The sequence below is a fragment of the Methylocaldum sp. GT1BB genome (assembly GCF_051027545.1).
GTDB lineage: Bacteria > Pseudomonadota > Gammaproteobacteria > Methylococcales > Methylococcaceae > Methylocaldum.
In genome coordinates this window covers 5,184,883-5,199,639 of the sequence record NZ_CP194902.1, presented here as the reverse complement: position 1 = coordinate 5,199,639, position 14,757 = coordinate 5,184,883, and the positions used below count along the sequence as shown (strand labels likewise).

The 14,757-nt window shown below is 61.4% G+C and carries 13 protein-coding genes; 1 reads left to right on the top strand and 12 read right to left on the bottom strand.

The features are described 5' to 3' along the window. Positions 1-72 precede the first annotated feature (72 nt). The 10 genes from ACR2TX_RS24315 to ACR2TX_RS24270 all read right to left on the bottom strand — a co-directional run bounded on the left by ACR2TX_RS24315 (position 73) and on the right by ACR2TX_RS24270 (position 11,377). The gene (locus tag ACR2TX_RS24315; protein ID WP_156880665.1) at positions 73-351 is read right to left on the bottom strand and encodes a hypothetical protein; all 279 of its coding nucleotides are present in this window, start codon (positions 349-351) and stop codon (positions 73-75) included. Positions 352-473: 122 nt separating this feature from the next. Continuing rightward, positions 474-1,583 (bottom strand): CgeB family protein, encoded by a 1,110-nt coding sequence (locus ACR2TX_RS24310; protein WP_077729344.1) that lies wholly within the window; start codon positions 1,581-1,583, stop codon positions 474-476. 2 nt (positions 1,584-1,585) lie between these two features. After that, positions 1,586-2,770 carry a glycosyltransferase family protein gene (locus ACR2TX_RS24305; RefSeq protein WP_156880666.1) on the bottom strand — a complete coding sequence of 395 codons (1,185 nt, stop codon included), beginning with the start codon at positions 2,768-2,770 and terminating at the stop codon, positions 1,586-1,588. A gap of 11 nt (positions 2,771-2,781) precedes the next feature. Further along, positions 2,782-3,918, bottom strand: a complete 1,137-nt coding sequence (locus tag ACR2TX_RS24300; protein WP_434130874.1) for a CgeB family protein — start codon at positions 3,916-3,918, stop codon at positions 2,782-2,784. 21 nt (positions 3,919-3,939) lie between these two features. After that, the gene (locus ACR2TX_RS24295) at positions 3,940-5,100 is read right to left on the bottom strand and encodes a glycosyltransferase family 4 protein (protein ID WP_205780697.1); all 1,161 of its coding nucleotides are present in this window, start codon (positions 5,098-5,100) and stop codon (positions 3,940-3,942) included. Beyond that, on the bottom strand, positions 5,097-6,125 hold the full coding sequence (locus ACR2TX_RS24290) for a Gfo/Idh/MocA family protein (protein WP_434130872.1): 1,029 nt from the start codon (positions 6,123-6,125) through the stop codon (positions 5,097-5,099). Before ACR2TX_RS24290 ends, ACR2TX_RS24295 begins: the two co-directional genes overlap by 4 nt. Then, a complete protein-coding gene (locus tag ACR2TX_RS24285; RefSeq protein ID WP_133717463.1) occupies positions 6,122-7,033 on the bottom strand; it encodes an MDR/zinc-dependent alcohol dehydrogenase-like family protein in 912 nt (303 codons plus the stop codon). Before ACR2TX_RS24285 ends, ACR2TX_RS24290 begins: the two co-directional genes overlap by 4 nt. Before the next feature lie 964 nt (positions 7,034-7,997). Continuing rightward, positions 7,998-9,158: an NAD-dependent epimerase/dehydratase family protein gene (locus ACR2TX_RS24280; RefSeq protein WP_434130870.1), complete on the bottom strand. Its 1,161-nt coding sequence runs from the start codon at positions 9,156-9,158 to the stop codon at positions 7,998-8,000. Then, entirely contained in the window at positions 9,155-10,270 is a 1,116-nt protein-coding gene (locus tag ACR2TX_RS24275; RefSeq protein ID WP_434130868.1) for an NAD-dependent epimerase/dehydratase family protein, read from the bottom strand. Before ACR2TX_RS24275 ends, ACR2TX_RS24280 begins: the two co-directional genes overlap by 4 nt. A gap of 114 nt (positions 10,271-10,384) precedes the next feature. Continuing rightward, a complete protein-coding gene (locus ACR2TX_RS24270) occupies positions 10,385-11,377 on the bottom strand; it encodes a UDP-glucuronic acid decarboxylase family protein (RefSeq protein WP_077729354.1) in 993 nt (330 codons plus the stop codon). Between the two features lie 557 nt (positions 11,378-11,934). On the opposite strand from ACR2TX_RS24270, the gene ACR2TX_RS24265 reads away from it, so the two are divergent. Beyond that, the gene (locus tag ACR2TX_RS24265) at positions 11,935-12,807 is read left to right on the top strand and encodes an SDR family oxidoreductase (RefSeq protein ID WP_077729355.1); all 873 of its coding nucleotides are present in this window, start codon (positions 11,935-11,937) and stop codon (positions 12,805-12,807) included. 289 nt (positions 12,808-13,096) lie between these two features. On the opposite strand, the gene ACR2TX_RS24260 is transcribed toward ACR2TX_RS24265, so the two are convergent. Both ACR2TX_RS24260 and ACR2TX_RS24255 read right to left on the bottom strand, forming a co-directional pair. Then, positions 13,097-13,519 (bottom strand): CBS domain-containing protein, encoded by a 423-nt coding sequence (locus ACR2TX_RS24260; protein ID WP_434130865.1) that lies wholly within the window; start codon positions 13,517-13,519, stop codon positions 13,097-13,099. A 59-nt stretch (positions 13,520-13,578) separates the two neighbouring features. Further along, positions 13,579-14,601 carry a YihY/virulence factor BrkB family protein gene (locus tag ACR2TX_RS24255; protein WP_434130863.1) on the bottom strand — a complete coding sequence of 341 codons (1,023 nt, stop codon included), beginning with the start codon at positions 14,599-14,601 and terminating at the stop codon, positions 13,579-13,581. Positions 14,602-14,757 lie beyond the last annotated feature (156 nt).

The following is a 14,757-nucleotide window of genomic DNA, read 5'->3' as shown; positions in this document are numbered from 1 at the left end:
CCGGGATTCCAATTCCGCGCGGTGCGGCCGGCGACAAAGGAAGGTATTTTCTTCCGTCTTACGGGTCGACGATCAGTCGCGCCGCACCAGCTTGAAAAAACGGCTTACCTCTCCGCTCTGGGTTCTTTCCTGATAAAGAAAAGCCAGCTTTTGCTCTTCGAACTTGTCGAAGAACGCCTCCCAGGAGATCCGCTCCAGCGTTTCACCGCCTTCGGTGAACCGGATGCGCAGGATGCCTGCTTCGTCGCCTTTGCCGGCGGTACCCTTAACGGTGGCGGGCCAGCCTCCCCGTTCTTCCACCCAGCGGCGAATCTCCTCGTGATTCGTCGTTTTTTTCGATTCGTGCGACATGACGACACCTCCTGGCATTGATCATTCGGTAATGAAGCCTTGCGGCGAGAACATTTTTTAGTTCGGTGTAGGGTGTGACGGTTTCGTATGCCGCCCGTTCCTGCACCCTAGTAAAAAACGTTCTAACCGTAGCTATGAATGATGCGGGGTCTAGGGAATCCCCCGCGTGCCCGGCGCACATGGTTTTCCAACTCTATGGCCCGATGAATCGAGGTATGGGCCGAAAGCACCTTGGCACGCGCCCGCTCGCCGATGCGGGTCCGTTCGGCATCCGAGGTCTCCTGGAGATGACGCAGAACGTCCTCGGCGCGTTCGGCCACCAGAATTTCTTCACCGATCTTGAAGAAGCTGTTGAGACCTTGCCAACGATCCGAGATGACCGGCGTCCCGCAGGCGGCGGCTTCGAACAGGCGCACGCTGGGCGAGTATCCGGCGCGCACCATCTCGTGGCGGGTGACGTTCAGCGTGAAACGCTGCGAGGTATAGAAGCGCCGGTGAGCGGCGGGCGGCAAGTGTTCGATGCGGTGAACGTTCGGAGGCCAGGCTATCGTTTCCGGGTATTGCGCTCCGACGATCGCAAATCGCCCCTGTGCCCACTGACGCGCGGGTTTCAGCAGCAATTCCTCGACCGCCGGCTGCCGGTCTTCGCTGTAAGTGCCCATGTAGCCGAGGTCGTACTCGATGGGGCCGAAGTCTGAAGAATGTAGATCCGGGTCTACCGAGCAGTAGAGCGGTTCCACCCGTTGAGCGCGGTACGAGCGTTTGAGCCAGGACAGGAGCGGACCGCCGGTGAAGGATAGATAAAGCTCGTAGCGGGGGATTAGATCCGGGTGCAGATATTCACAATCGCCGTGCACCAGTTTAGCCAGCGTGATCGGCGTATCGATGTCGTAGAAAGCGGTAAGGCCGCGCGCCGTGGCGATCACCCATTGTCCGACCTCGACGCCGTCCGGAACGTACGAGCCGACGATGACCAGATCGGCTTGCGCCACCTCGTCGGTGAACCGATCTTTCAGTTCGTCAAGATCGGCATAAAGGCGGGTCGTGCCGTAAGGCGGGTTGGGCAGGTCGCGGTTTTTCGCATACCAGGGCTGGTCGCGTTCCAGAAACAGTACGCTATGGCCGCGCGCGCTCAAGCCGTGTACCAGCGCCCGATAAGTCGTGGCGTGGCCATTGCCCCAGGATGACGTAATCGAGAGTCCCAGTATGACGATGTTCAATGGCTCGGACATGATCAAGCTCCTGTGTGTGGGTTTAAGGAGGGGTTGAACCGATCGGGAAGAGAGTTCTCCTCAGCATTGGATCGAGGCGCGGGCGTATTGCTCGAAACGCCGCCATCCGCCAGTCCGGTCAGAATACGGTGGACCAGCGCCGCCCGGTGCGCATAGGTATGCTCCGCGATCACCCGCCGCATGGCGGCGGCGCCGATCGCCCGAGCACGTTCTTCGGACGTCGTTTCAAGATGCCGGACGACATCGTCCCCGGTCCGGGCAACCAGAATTTCCCGGCCGGGTTCCAGAAATTGCTCGATGCCCTCCCAGGCGTCGGTGACGATGCAGGCGCCGGCACCCGCCGCCTCGAATACTCGGGTGGCGGGGGAGTAGCCGAAGCGCGCCATGCTGCTGCGGTTGATGTTGAGGACCATGCGCGAGCTGCAATTGAACGCGTTGTGATCCTGGGCATATACATGGCCGAGATAGCGGAGATTGGGGAGTTCCGGTATGTTGCATTCCCACCCGTTTCCGCCGAGCAGGAAATCGGCTTTCGGGAGTTTCGCCGCGGGACTGAAGAAGAATTCGTGCACCCGCGTTTCCCGGTCCGGGAGGCGGTTTCCGAGAAATCCCAAAGTGGCGGCAAACCGGGGATCCGGTGTCACGGGATAATGAATGGCCGGGTCCAGCGCGTTATAGACCGGCACGCAATCGCGTGCGGCCAGTGCCCGGTAAGCCTCTACGACAGGCGGTCCGCCGCCGTAGGTCAGGATCAGGTCGTAATGGGGAATCAGGGTACGGAACGGATCGTTGGGATTCTGGTGAACCCGCTCCAAGGTGGCCGGGGCATCGACGTCCCAATAGATGACCATTCGGTTTGGCGCCCGAAGGCCCGGAATTTCGCGTTCCAGCCAGTCGTCGAACACGCCGACGCCGCTTGCCTTGACCAGGATATCCGCCTGCCGGGCGGCTTCCAGCGCTTTCGAAACGCCCTGTTCCGTGGCTGGATAAACCACGACGTTGGCCCAGGTCGGATTGGCCATATCGCGATGCTGCTGCCGCTCGAAGGCATCCGGCTCGTAGAAGGTGGTGCGGTACCCCAGCACGCTCAAGGCGCGAATCAGTCCGCGGTAGTACGTGGCCGCGCCGTTCCAGTAGGACGAGACCAGACTGGAGCCGAAGAATGCGACTTGCGGCCGGTGTTTCATGAAGACGTCTCCTATGTGACAGCGGGTTCTTTCCTCGATTTGTGTTCCGCGGAGCGGGACAGGCGCAGTTCGCGGCAGATGTCCAACAGCTCGTCGATTCGGTGCGCGCAGGTGTGGCGTCTGAGTATGGTGGCGCGTCCCTGCGCGGCCAGACTCTGCGCGAATTTGCGGTCGTGCAGAACCGCTGCGACGGCTTCCTCCATTTCGTGACGGGTGCGGGCGACCAGGAAATCCCGGCCGGGCGTAAACAAGCCCTCGACATCGTCCCAGGGCGCGCTGACCAGCGGAATGCCGCAGGCCAGCGCTTCGAAGGGGCGTATCGTGGGTATGCCCGGCAGCGCCCTGCGATAAGGCCGCCGCGGAATGTGAACCGTCACCTTGAAACGGGCGAACATTCGGGGAACCTCATAATTCGGCAGCCATCCGCCGTATTCGATTCCGGCGTCGGACAAGACGCCGAGCGCCCGTGCCGGGTAGCGCACGCCGTAAATGCGCGTCCTCAGCTTGAGCGTCTTGACCGGATCGATGAGAAATTCCTTGAGCTCGCGGGTGCGCTCGTCGTCGCCCCAGTTGCCTATCCAGATCAAATCTCCTTCCTCGGGCTCGCGCGGCATCGGACGGAATACGCGGGTATCGGCGGCCTCGTGCCAGGTCCAGGCCCGCGAGGCCCAGCCCCGGTCCAAATAGATGTCGCGCAGTACCTTGCCGAAGGCCAGCACCCCGTCGTAGTGTTCCAGATCGTATCGGGCGATCGATTCGGGATCGGTCACCGCCCGATGATGGGTGTCGTGGAACAGCAAGACGTAGTGCCCCGATCGGGCGCGATGGCGTCCGATCTTTTTGACCAAAGCGGGATCGTTCCACTCATGCACGATGACCACGTCGGCATCCGCCAGAACGGCGCCGATGTCGATATCGTCGACGTTATAAAAGCGGCTGAGCAGCTGTGGATAGGCCTCGAAAAAGCCCATCAGCGAGCCGGGAAGCCGCTCGGCGCGGAGGTTCTGAAGACTCCAGCCGTCGGTCGGTTCGTAAACCTCGACGCGGTGGCCGCGCTGCAGCAGTTCGGTGGCGATGCCCCGCAGGAAATGGGCATTGCCGTGGTTCCAGTCGGAGATCAGAGAGTGATAGAAGAGGACAAATTTCATTCTAAGATTCCATTGTTTTAGTTAGACGTGGCGATCGGGTCGCACCGGCGCTCCCGGCGATGCCGTTTGCGAGTGAAAAGAGACGTTCGTCGTCTTGCCGGCCCGGCGTTTGGTCGTCCGTCGGTCGGCGATCAAATCGTGATAAGCATTCCAGTACGCGGCGGCCATCCGTTCCGGCGTGAACCAGGCCGCTCTGATCCGGGCCTTGGCCGCCCAGTCGTGCCGCAGGTCCGGCCGGTCGATCAGTTCCTGAAGCGTCGAGCGGAGTTGCTCGGTATCGTTCGGCGATACGAATAAGGCAGCGTCCTGCCAGATTTCGCGAAGGCTGGGGATGTCGCCGAGCACCAGGGCGCATCCCGCCGAGGCCGCTTCCAGCGCCGATAAACCGAATGGTTCGTAGCGGGCGGGCAGGGCGTAGATAGCGGCATGGGCGAACCAGTTCGCGAGTTGCTCGGGAGAAAGCCGCCCGAGGCAATGGGTGTCCGCGAAGTCGGACGTTCCGCCGTCGGGATGTCGGGCTTCGCCGGCGATGTAGACGGGCCATGACAGGCGCGGGGCGATTCGGGCGAGAGCGGCGATATTCTTGGCCGGGTCCCATAATCGGCCGGCCGAGAGGATAAAGGGCTTTTTGTTGCTCTCGGGCTGGCCGGCGCGCCCATTGGAGATCACGCGGGCTGTCGGCAAAGGACCGTACAGCCTGCGCAATTCGGCGAGCATGGCCGCGGTCGGTGCGACCAGGCAGTCCGCCGCCCGCAGCCCGGTTCGAACGACGTCCCGATAGCGGTCCAGGCGCTTCGGCGCCGGCTCGCCATATACCGCTTGCCACCACGACAGCACGCAGGAGTGGCCGACCATCAGGACCGGAGCCGGCCAGGCCAGATGGCCGTGGGGGTAATCGTTCAAATGAATCAGCGACGGATTGGCGTCCTTCGCCAGCTTCAGCAGCCACCGGCCGGCTGCTTCGAGATCCTCCCAGGGATCGTCCATCCAGACCAGTTTGTAGCGGCTCTCGGCCACCCGGACATGGTGAAGGGCCGCGGCTTCGCGCCGCTGTTCGGCGGACAGGGGGGCGCCCATCGTGGCCAGCACGATGTCCGCCCCGAAAGCTTCCAATCCGCGGGCCAGCTCCAGCGCGTACCGCCAGACGCCTCCGATCGTGTCGGCCGTCATGAGGATTTTCATCGTCCGTAGATCCTGTCGAGTACGGTTGCGATTTCGACGAACTGCCGGGCTTCCGGGGCGAAGCGCCCTTCTTGGCCGAGCCTCCGTGTCCAATCGATGAGCGCCCTCCCGCCCCAGGGGTCGGGAGGGCTGGCGACGGCTTCGCGCCGGGTTCCGTGGAAGCGTTCGACGATGAAGTCGTAGAAGGAGCCGTCGACATTGCGGAGCGCGGCCCCGCCCCCGGTGCCGTGGAAAGAGAAATCGATCGCCGCATCGCGGCCGGCCGAAAGCCGCCAGGAACAGGCGATGCGAGCGACGGCGCCGCCTCGGAATCCGATCTCCGCGACGGCATAGTCTTCGATCTCGGCAGCCGGTTTTGCCAGGAGCCTCCCGCGGGCGTACAGGCGGCTGACGACCTCGGTGACGTCCGGAAAATCCAGCATCCACAGCGCCAGATCCACGAGGTGGACGCCCAGATCCATGACGCAGCCGCCGCCCGCCAGGGCGAGGTCGTAGAACCACGGCTTGTCCGGGCCATAGGCGTTGTGGAAGGTCAGGTCCACGGCATAGATTTCGCCCAGATCGCCCCGGCGGATGGCGTCGCGAATTTCCGCCATGCCGCGTACGTAGCGGTAGCTCAAATCCACGCCCAACAGCCTGTCCGCACGGCGCGCCGCATCGACGATGCTTCGCGTTTCCTGCCGGGTCCTGGCCAGCGGTTTTTGGCAGAACACCGCAAGGCCTCTTTCGAGAGCGGCCATCGCTTGCCGGGCGTGAGCGGCGCTGGGCGTGGCAATGACTATCCCGTCCACAGAGTTCTCGAAGAGGCTCTCCGGACGTTCGCTCAGGGCGGCTCCGGGCGCGAGGTGCGACGCTTCCTTCAGGGCTTCCGGGGACGGATCGGCGAGGGCGACGATCTCGGCGCAACCATCTTCCGCCAGGGCGGCCATCCGGTTGCGGCCGATCCAGCCGACGCCGAGAAAGCCCAGCCGCGGACGGTTCGGCCGAACTTCCGTAGTCGCGTTTTGTACCGGAGTCGCGCTCATAGCAGCACCACCGCTTTCAGAAAGCCATCCGGGCGCGACCGCATCAGCTCGAAAGCCTGGGGCAGCTCCTTGAGGGCGAATCGGTGGGTGTAAAGCGGCGACGGATCGATGCGTCCGGTGGCCACAGCCGCGATCGCGGCGTGCAGACCGTCGGCGTATCGCTGCGGGTCGCGTTCGTGGGCGTTGATGACGTCCAGGCCGCGCCAGTTCCACAATTGCATGTTCACCTGGCGCGGCCCGTCCTGATGGTAGCCGGCGATCACCAAGCGACCCCGTACTCGGGTCAATTCGGTGGCCAGATCCAGGGTGTACTGTTCTCCCCCGACCTCGATCACGCAGTCGCAGCCGACATCCCCGGTCAGTGCTTTGACGCGGTCGACGGCAGCCTGAAAATCACCGATCGACAGGGTTTCGTCGGCGCCTTGGCGGCGTGCGACATCGAGTGCGTAGGGACGGCGGGACAGTGCGATCACGCGGGCTCCGGCCTTGGCCGACAGGCCGACGAGCAGGGCGCCCAGAAACCCGATGCCGACGATGGCGACCGTTTCTCCGGACTTGATGCCGCTGCGGTGAAACACGTTCATCGCGCAAGCCAGGGGTTCGCCTGGGAAGATCTGGTCGTCGAGCACGGCGGGAAGAGGAATGGCGGCGCCGGCTTCGACCAGATCGTATCCGGCGTAGGCGTGATAGGACAAAACCGCTACCCGAGTGCCCACCGCCGGACGCTCGACGTCCGCGCCCACTGCCTCGACGCGGCCCCAGCCTTCGTGTCCGGGGGCGCCGGGCGGGAAGGGGTAGTCGAACCAGGGGCGTCCTTCCCAGACCGGAAGATTCGAACCGCAGACGCCGCAGCCTTCCAGCTTGACGCGCACCTGCCCAGGACCCGGTGGGGGCACCGAGACGGGCATTACTCGAAGGTCCTTCGGTCCTCTGAAAACCGCCGCCAAGCAGCGAATCTGGGCGACGGTTGCCTGTAAGGGAGCTTGTTCCGTTGCCGGTCTCACGCGTTGATGTCCTCCTTGTGCTCAGCCATCCGTGCTGAGATTGTCCCGTTCCGGAAACGGGCATCGGCCGGCAAGAGATCAGATGTTCATGCTGCTGACCGCTTCGCTATCGTTCCCTGTTTAAGCACTCTCGGATTCCACGCATCGGTCGGATTCCAAGGGGTGTCCAGTGCTAACTGTCGTGTTATTAACCCGGCCTATAAATATAGGCCGGGTTGATCCGGGGCAGGGATGCCCCGGCGCGGCGACAAGCCGCGTGAGCTCAGGCCGGGCGTGTACCGGGCCTGGGCGGCGGCCCGAAATACCAGGAGGGTATTTACGGGCCTGATTAATAAGTAAAGCTTTGAAAAAAGCCATCTCCCTCTGACCAAAGGTATCTACACAAGTCCGCAAAACCGTCATTCCGGCAGGGAAGGGTTGCGACTAAAGCAACCGTTTGCGATTGGATGCCGGAATCCAGAACACATGGATGTGAGAGGCCGTTGCCGTCCTTAGCCTCTGGACCCCGGCAATCCATGCCGGGGTGACGATTTGTACAGATACCTCTACTCTCCGGGAGAGGGTTGGGCGAGGACCCTTTAAGTCAGTCAATTACGCAAGTTTTTTACTCCGAACAGAGATTTACTGCGCGTAAATAAAGTTGCGTAAAGTTAAGCCCTATTCAACTCACCCGCACCCTAGCCCAATCACTCCGCACATTCCCTATGCGGAGCCGCAAGCGGAGCTCGCGCGTGCAAATCGGCCTCGCCACGCTACGCTGTCCCGCTTCGCTCGCGAGTCCGGGGCAGCCCATCCCAGGCCTGCCCGCTCGTCGCGTTGCGCCTCGCCCTGCCGATTTTTCCCAGAGGGAGAGGGAGTGTTTGTGGCTTTACTTTCCCGGCCATTCGTAATCAAAGCTTCCTTTTAGTCCCTTCGACCGCACTGCCGCTGTCTTGCCGGGGTTGTACCGCGTCTTTTGGTCCGAGTACATTAGTAACCATTCGTATGTCGCCGCCACCCCGTCGCGCACGGCGGTTTCCGGTCGCCAGCCGATGGCGCGGTCCAGCTTTCGGATGTCGGAGACGTAGTACTTCTGATCGCCGGTGCGCCACGGCGCGAATGCCAGCTCAGGCCGGCGGCCGTGCAGTTCCTCGATGAGGTCCACCAGTTCGATCAGGCTGGTCGTCCTGGCCGGTCCGCCGCCGACATTGAAGGCCTGTCCGCGCAGCCGGCCGATGTTGTCTCCGGCGAGCCGCAAGGCTCTTACCAAGTCTTCGACGAACAGCACATCCCGGACCTGAAGGCCATCGCCGTAGATGGTAATCGGCCGATCCTGCAAGGCTCGAATCAGAAAGTGAGCCACCCAGCCCTGATCCTCGGTGCCGTACTGGTGCGGCCCGTAGATGCAGCTCATGCGGAACACGGCCGTAGGCAGCCCGTAGCTGCGCGCATAGTCGAGGACGTATTGGTCGGCTCCGCCTTTCGAGCATCCATAGGGGCTATGAAAATCCAGGGGCCGGTCTTCGCCGACACCGTTTCGGGCGGTTTCCTCGTCGCGCGGCATATAGCGATCGCCCTGGCGGCGTACGCCGAGATCGCCGAGATCGCCGTACACCTTGTTGGTCGAGGTGTAAACCAGCGGCGGCGGATTCGAGGCCGAGCGCAAGCCTTCGAGTATGTTGAGCGTGCCGCGGAGGTTTACCTCGAAATCGGCGGCCGGATTTTCGATGCTGGTGGTGACCGCCACCTGCGCGGCGAAGTGGAATACCTGCCGGGCCCGGTGCACGGCGTTCCGGACCGCGTGAAAATCCCGGATATCGGCGATGTCGACCTGGACCCGGTTACCATGGGTGGAGCGGAGCCACTCGAGATTGCGCTCGACGCCCGGCCGGCCCAGATTGTCGAAGATCAGCACCGGAATGCCGTCGTCGAGCAGACGATCCGCGAGATTGGTCCCGACGAACCCCGCTCCGCCGGTGATCAGCACCGGCCTCAGGTCGTTTCCGGTAAAACCTTGTTTCGGATTCAACGTTTGGTGCTTGTCGTTCATAGCCGCAGTCCCCGCTGCGAAAGTTCCTCGTTCGCCGCCTCGAACCGGTCGAAAGCGGGCTGGGTTTGCAGCCATTCCGCCAGTTCGGCCATGCCGTCTTCCAGCTCGATACGGGGGCGATAGCCGAGGATGTTTTGGGCCTCGCCGATATCGGCGAAGCAGTGGCGGATATCGCCGACCCGGTATTGCTCGGTGATTACCGGCCGAATCTCTTCCCTGCCGAGCAACCGACCCATCTGCTCGGCAATCTCGCGCACCGTATAGCTGCGGCCGCTGCCGACATTGAGTGCCCGACCGGCGGCCTCGTCGCGCTCGAGCGCGAGCACACAGGCCTGCACCACGTCCCGGATATTCACGAAATCGCGTCTTTGTTCGCCGTCCTCGAAGATCGACGGGCTGTTGCCGTTGAGATAACGCGAGGCGAAGATGGCGAGCACGCCGGTGTAAGGGTTGGACAAGGCCTGCCGGGTCCCGTAAACGTTGAAGAAGCGGAGCGCGACGGCCGGAATGTTGTAGGCTTGGCCGACCAGCAGGCATAAACGCTCCTGGTCGTATTTCGACAAGGCGTAGACCGATGCGGGCGAGGTCGTCTTCGATTCCGGCGTGGGCAGGGGTTGCAGCGGATCGCCGTTGTTGTCGGTCAGTTCCCACTGGCCGTGCTGAAGCTGCGTCAGCGGCCGTTCCGGGGGGGCGCAGGTCTGACCACTGGTGGTCCGGTAAAGTCCTTCGCCGTAAACGCTCATACTGGACGCCACGGCCAGCTTTTTCACCGGTTGTTCGATCAGAGATTGCAGCAGCACGGCGGTGCCGCGGTTATTGATGTCGGTGTATCGCTCGATCTGATACATGCTTTGGCCCACACCGACCGCGGCGGCAAAGTGGAACACGGCGTCCACGTTCCGTAGCGCCTCTCGGACTGCGCCGGCATCGCACACGTCGCCGTGCATGAATTCGACCGCGGGATTGAGGTATTGCGGCGGCTGTCGGTTATCGCCGTGGACTTGCTCGCTGAGAGTGTCGAGCACCCGGACCCGGTAGCCTTGGTCGATCAACCCATCGGCAAGGTGCGAGCCGATGAACCCTGCTCCTCCGGTAATCAAGATCCTTTCCATGGTCACTCCTGTCGATCCATCGTTTCGGTGATGCTCCGGTGTCGTCGAGACGTGTTGTCGGCAAAGGATTGCCGACCTACGAACCCGTATCGCCGGCCGGGGGCCGGAACGGAATCAGCTTCCGGTCATGGCTTTCGAGGACGTATGTCCCTTCGCCGTCAAGGTGCTCTCGAAATAGTCTATGGTGCGTTTTAAGCCGTCGACGAGAGACGTGGATGGCGTCCAGCCGAGTTTTTCGCGGGCGTGGCTGATGTCCGGACAGCGCCGGATGGGATCGTCCACCGGCAGCGGCCGGAAGGTGATTTTCGAACGCGAGCCGGTCAGATCGATGATAGTGTCGGCCAGTTCGAGCATGGTGATTTCGGCCGGGTTGCCCAGATTGAGAGGGCCCGGCACATCGTCGGACGTCGCCATGAAGCGCTGCATCGCCTCGATCAAGTCGTCGACATAGCAGAAGGAACGCGTCTGGTTGCCGTCGCCATAGATGGTCAGCGGACGGTTCCGGAGCGCTTGCCCGATCAGGTTCGGAACCACGCGGCCGTCGTTGAGCCGCATATAGGGTCCATAGGTATTGAAGATGCGGCCGACTTTGACGCGCACCGTGTGCTGCCGGTAATAGTTGAGAAACAAGGTTTCGGCGCAGCGTTTGCCCTCGTCGTAACAGGCCCGCGGCCCCACGGGGTTGACCGAGCCGCGATAAGCTTCATGTTGAGGATGGGTTTCCGGATCGCCGTAAACTTCGCTGGTCGACGCCTGGAATATCTTGGCTTTCGAGTAACGGGCCATTTCCAGGAGATTGAACGAGCCCTGCACGCAGGTCTTCAAGGTGTGGACCGGATCGGCCTGATAGTGGACCGGCGAGGCGGAGCAGGCGAGGTTATAGATTTCGTCTACGTTTTCGACGTGCAGCGGCAGGGTAATGTCCTGATTGATGATTTCCAAAGCACCCAGGTCCTTGAGTCCGAGGAGAATCTCCTCGCCTCCGGTTCGAAAGTTGTCGATGCAGGTGACCGCATGACCTTGCATAAGCAACCAGCGGCAGAGATTCGTTCCCAGAAACCCGGCTCCGCCGGTCACGACAACGTGTTTCCTTCCACTCTCTGTCATATCCATGATCTCCGCTTTTAGAGTGCATCCTTGACGTTCTTGGACGAATGACCTGCCGACTTCGGGATCAGCGGACCGTTTTGCGGATTTGCCTTATGCGTCGTTGTCCATTCCGGTAGCACACGGCTGTGCTCGATACTGTTCGGCAGCGGATAAACCCACCGCAGCAGTTGCTTAATTGGGCAGCAAAAGGCGTCGCATTCCTTGCGGTCTGTTTATGGTTTGACTGGGTAACTGAAAGCTTGCGGATGACCCTTCCCTGCTGAAAGCTTAAAACTATCCATGTCCCAGGCGTATTACCGGCTACTGATATTTTGGTCCGTGCTGTTTGTCAAAAGTTCAATGACATCTAAGTTGATGCTCGACTTCGGTAGCGGCAGTGTCTATCGGTCGTGCGTTTCGTCACCGGGATATCTATCGCCATGATCTATCGACGGTCTTCGCCGAAATGCCGGATAAACAAGCGACGCTCGGAGTCGAATATTTACATTTGAGGTTGATGTTCTCGGTTTGAGTCCGGGCGAACACGGGCCGATATCAGGCAAAGGAGCAAGCGTATGACGGGCGAGTTGCAAGAACCGAAACCGCCGTTTCCGGAACAACATCTGGAGCGGCCGGAGCTGGAATCCGAGCTGGAGCCCCGGCCGAGATATTCGGCGCCGCTCTACAAAGGAGCGGGCAAGCTCAAGGACAAGGTCGCGCTGGTGACGGGGGGAGATTCGGGAATAGGCCGGTCCGTCGCCGTGCTGTTCGCTCGGGAGGGAGCGGATGTCGCCATCGTTTATCACGAGGCGCATTCGGACGCCGAGGAAACCAAGCAGGCGGTCGAAGCGGAAGGGCGTAAGGCTCTCGTCATTTGCGGCGACATCAAGAACTCGTTGTTTTGCCGACAGGCGGTGGAAAGAACCGTTCAGTCGTTCGGCAAACTGAACATTCTGGTGAATAACGCAGCCTATCAGAAACACTGCGACAGCCTCGCCGAGATTTCCGAGGAGCAGTGGGATCTGACGTTCAAGACCAACATCTACGGTTATTTCCATATGACCAAGGCGGCGCTGCCTCACCTCAAGGGCGGCGATGCCATCATCAACACGGGATCGATCACCGGTCTGGAAGGCAATGCCGGACTTCTGGATTACTCGGCGACCAAAGGCGCGATCATCGCTTTCACCAAGTCGCTGGCGCAGAATCTGGCGGAATCGCGTATCCGGGTGAACTGCGTCGCTCCGGGGCCGGTTTGGACGCCTCTGAATCCCGCCGATCAGCCGGCCGAAAAAGTCGCCAAATTCGGCATGCAGACCAAGTTTCAGCGACCGGCCCAGCCTGAGGAAATATCGCCGGCTTACGTGTATTTCGCGTCCGAGGCGGATTCGAGTTACGTGACGGGCGAAGTGCTGACCTTATTGGGAGGGAATGTTCGCGCCGGTTGAGTTAATGCGGTCTTCACGCCGGTCTCGCGCCATGCACTGGAAAACGTCCCGCCTATTCAAAAGGCAGGCCGAACCGAGTGGTCGTCGGTCGGCCATCGTTTGCCGAGCAATCCGTGATGTCGGGAAAGGATTCCCGACCTACCCGGAGTGATTGCCTGAGTTCGTAGGTCGGCAATCCTTTGCCGACTGCAATGTCGGGAACGGGGCGACTCGAGGTCCGTTTGCTATCGATCCGGCGATACCGACCTTGAATCCAACGGCATCGCCCTCCGTGCTTCGACGGGTCGCTTTAGGGCGCGGCGGAAATCGCCCTGACCAAGTCCCCTACCTTGGAGGTGTCTATGCTCGTGGCCAAGTCGCCTTGGCTCACGACGCCGACCAGCTTGTGCTCCTCGATGACCGGCAAGCGCCTGACTTTATGATCGATCATCTTGCGCAGCGCATCGTCGATGGAGTCGCTGGCATAGACCATGACGGGAGTGCCCTGAGCGACTTCGCCCGCGGTAGTCGTTGAAGGATCCCGATCTGCGGCCAGAACCTTCACCACGATGTCGCGGTCCGTCAGCATGCCCTTGAGGCGCTTGTCGTCGCCGCAAATAGGGAGTGAGCCGATGTCGAGCAGTTCCATTCGCTTCGCGGCTTCGATGATGGTTTCGTGCTCGCCGATGCACTCGGCGCCCTTGGTCATAACATCTCGTACCTGTTTGTTCATACCGTTTTCCTGCGCTCCAGTGATTGACCGGACGTGAGTCGCCGCTGCGAATGCAGGCCTCATCGTCTCGGATGTTGCCTCGAATCGTCCGTGTTGTCCCTTCCTTTGTCCCCATAGGCTTTGCCGATGGTGTCGGCCACGTATGCACGACGTTCGCCCAAAGGCTCGGGTTCGCCTATGGTGGTGTCCTCCTTGGTTTGATGCTCCATTTCGGCGTTGAGCTCGGCGCCCAGGAGCACCACGTAAGCCGTGAGGTAAAACCAAGTGAGCAGAATGACGATGGCGCCGACCGAACCGTAGGTTTCGTTGTAGTTTCCGAAATTGGACACATAAAAAGAAAACAGCCCCGAACCGATCAGCCACAACACTACCGCCAGCACGGCACCGGGGCTGATCCATTGCCAGCGGGGCGCATTGCGGCAAGGGCCGTAATGGTAGACGACGGCCAAACCGAAGATGAAAGCCAGCGCCAGAAGCGGCCAACGCAGGAGAGAAAACAGGAATGACAGAAATCCGCGGAGGCCGGTAAAGCTCAGAAAAGCAGGCAAGCCGGCAATGAGGCCCATGGCGACCAGGGCGAAGAGGATTCCGCCGAAGGTGAAGGCTAGAGCCAAGCCGTTCAATTTCAAGAAGCTCCTTTTCTCCTGCTCGTTGTAGACGATGTTCAGCGCGGTGATCAGGGAGGTGATGCCCTTTGTAGCGCTCCAGATCGCCACCGCTAAACCGATGAGGACACTTAAGCTCAGCGCTGTGTTGGCATGACTGGCGATGTCGTTCAACTGCCGGCTCAGCAGCGCATGGGCCTCCGCAGGGACGATGTTCGCCAGCGCTTCGATCTCTTTCTGAACGTCGGCGGGATCGGCGACCAGACCGTACAGGCCGATCATTGCCGCCAAGGCGGGGAAGATCGCCAGCAGGGCATAGAACGCTACGCCGGCCGCGACGATCGAAATATTGTCGTGGACGACCTCGTTCTTGACACGGTAGGCAATGTCCCGCCAGCCTGCGAGCGGGATATCCCAAGGACGCACTGCCGAGCGGCCTCGGTCGTTGTAAGCGGAAGCGTCAGTCGATGTGGGCATTGGGAAGACCTCCCTGACTGATTCGGGAAAAGCGATTTCCGGCGCGGAGACGGCATCGACTGTGCAATCTCGACGCCGTCGTTCATGGCGCGCTCCGTCGTCGCTTTTTATGCGAATTCGCCATGACGCGTCGAGCGCGCCATGGCGTTTTTCCAA

Coding starts and splice junctions, on each gene's coding strand:
- ACR2TX_RS24315 (WP_156880665.1), bottom strand. CDS start 351: ATGTCGCACGAATCGAAAAAAACGACGAATCACGAGGAGATTCGCCGC.
- ACR2TX_RS24310 (WP_077729344.1), bottom strand. CDS start 1,583: ATGTCCGAGCCATTGAACATCGTCATACTGGGACTCTCGATTACGTCA.
- ACR2TX_RS24305 (WP_156880666.1), bottom strand. CDS start 2,770: ATGAAACACCGGCCGCAAGTCGCATTCTTCGGCTCCAGTCTGGTCTCG.
- ACR2TX_RS24300 (WP_434130874.1), bottom strand. CDS start 3,918: ATGAAATTTGTCCTCTTCTATCACTCTCTGATCTCCGACTGGAACCAC.
- ACR2TX_RS24295 (WP_205780697.1), bottom strand. CDS start 5,100: ATGAAAATCCTCATGACGGCCGACACGATCGGAGGCGTCTGGCGGTAC.
- ACR2TX_RS24290 (WP_434130872.1), bottom strand. CDS start 6,125: ATGAGCGCGACTCCGGTACAAAACGCGACTACGGAAGTTCGGCCGAAC.
- ACR2TX_RS24285 (WP_133717463.1), bottom strand. CDS start 7,033: ATGCCCGTCTCGGTGCCCCCACCGGGTCCTGGGCAGGTGCGCGTCAAG.
- ACR2TX_RS24280 (WP_434130870.1), bottom strand. CDS start 9,158: ATGAACGACAAGCACCAAACGTTGAATCCGAAACAAGGTTTTACCGGA.
- ACR2TX_RS24275 (WP_434130868.1), bottom strand. CDS start 10,270: ATGGAAAGGATCTTGATTACCGGAGGAGCAGGGTTCATCGGCTCGCAC.
- ACR2TX_RS24270 (WP_077729354.1), bottom strand. CDS start 11,377: ATGACAGAGAGTGGAAGGAAACACGTTGTCGTGACCGGCGGAGCCGGG.
- ACR2TX_RS24265 (WP_077729355.1), top strand. CDS start 11,935: ATGACGGGCGAGTTGCAAGAACCGAAACCGCCGTTTCCGGAACAACAT.
- ACR2TX_RS24260 (WP_434130865.1), bottom strand. CDS start 13,519: ATGAACAAACAGGTACGAGATGTTATGACCAAGGGCGCCGAGTGCATC.
- ACR2TX_RS24255 (WP_434130863.1), bottom strand. CDS start 14,601: ATGCCCACATCGACTGACGCTTCCGCTTACAACGACCGAGGCCGCTCG.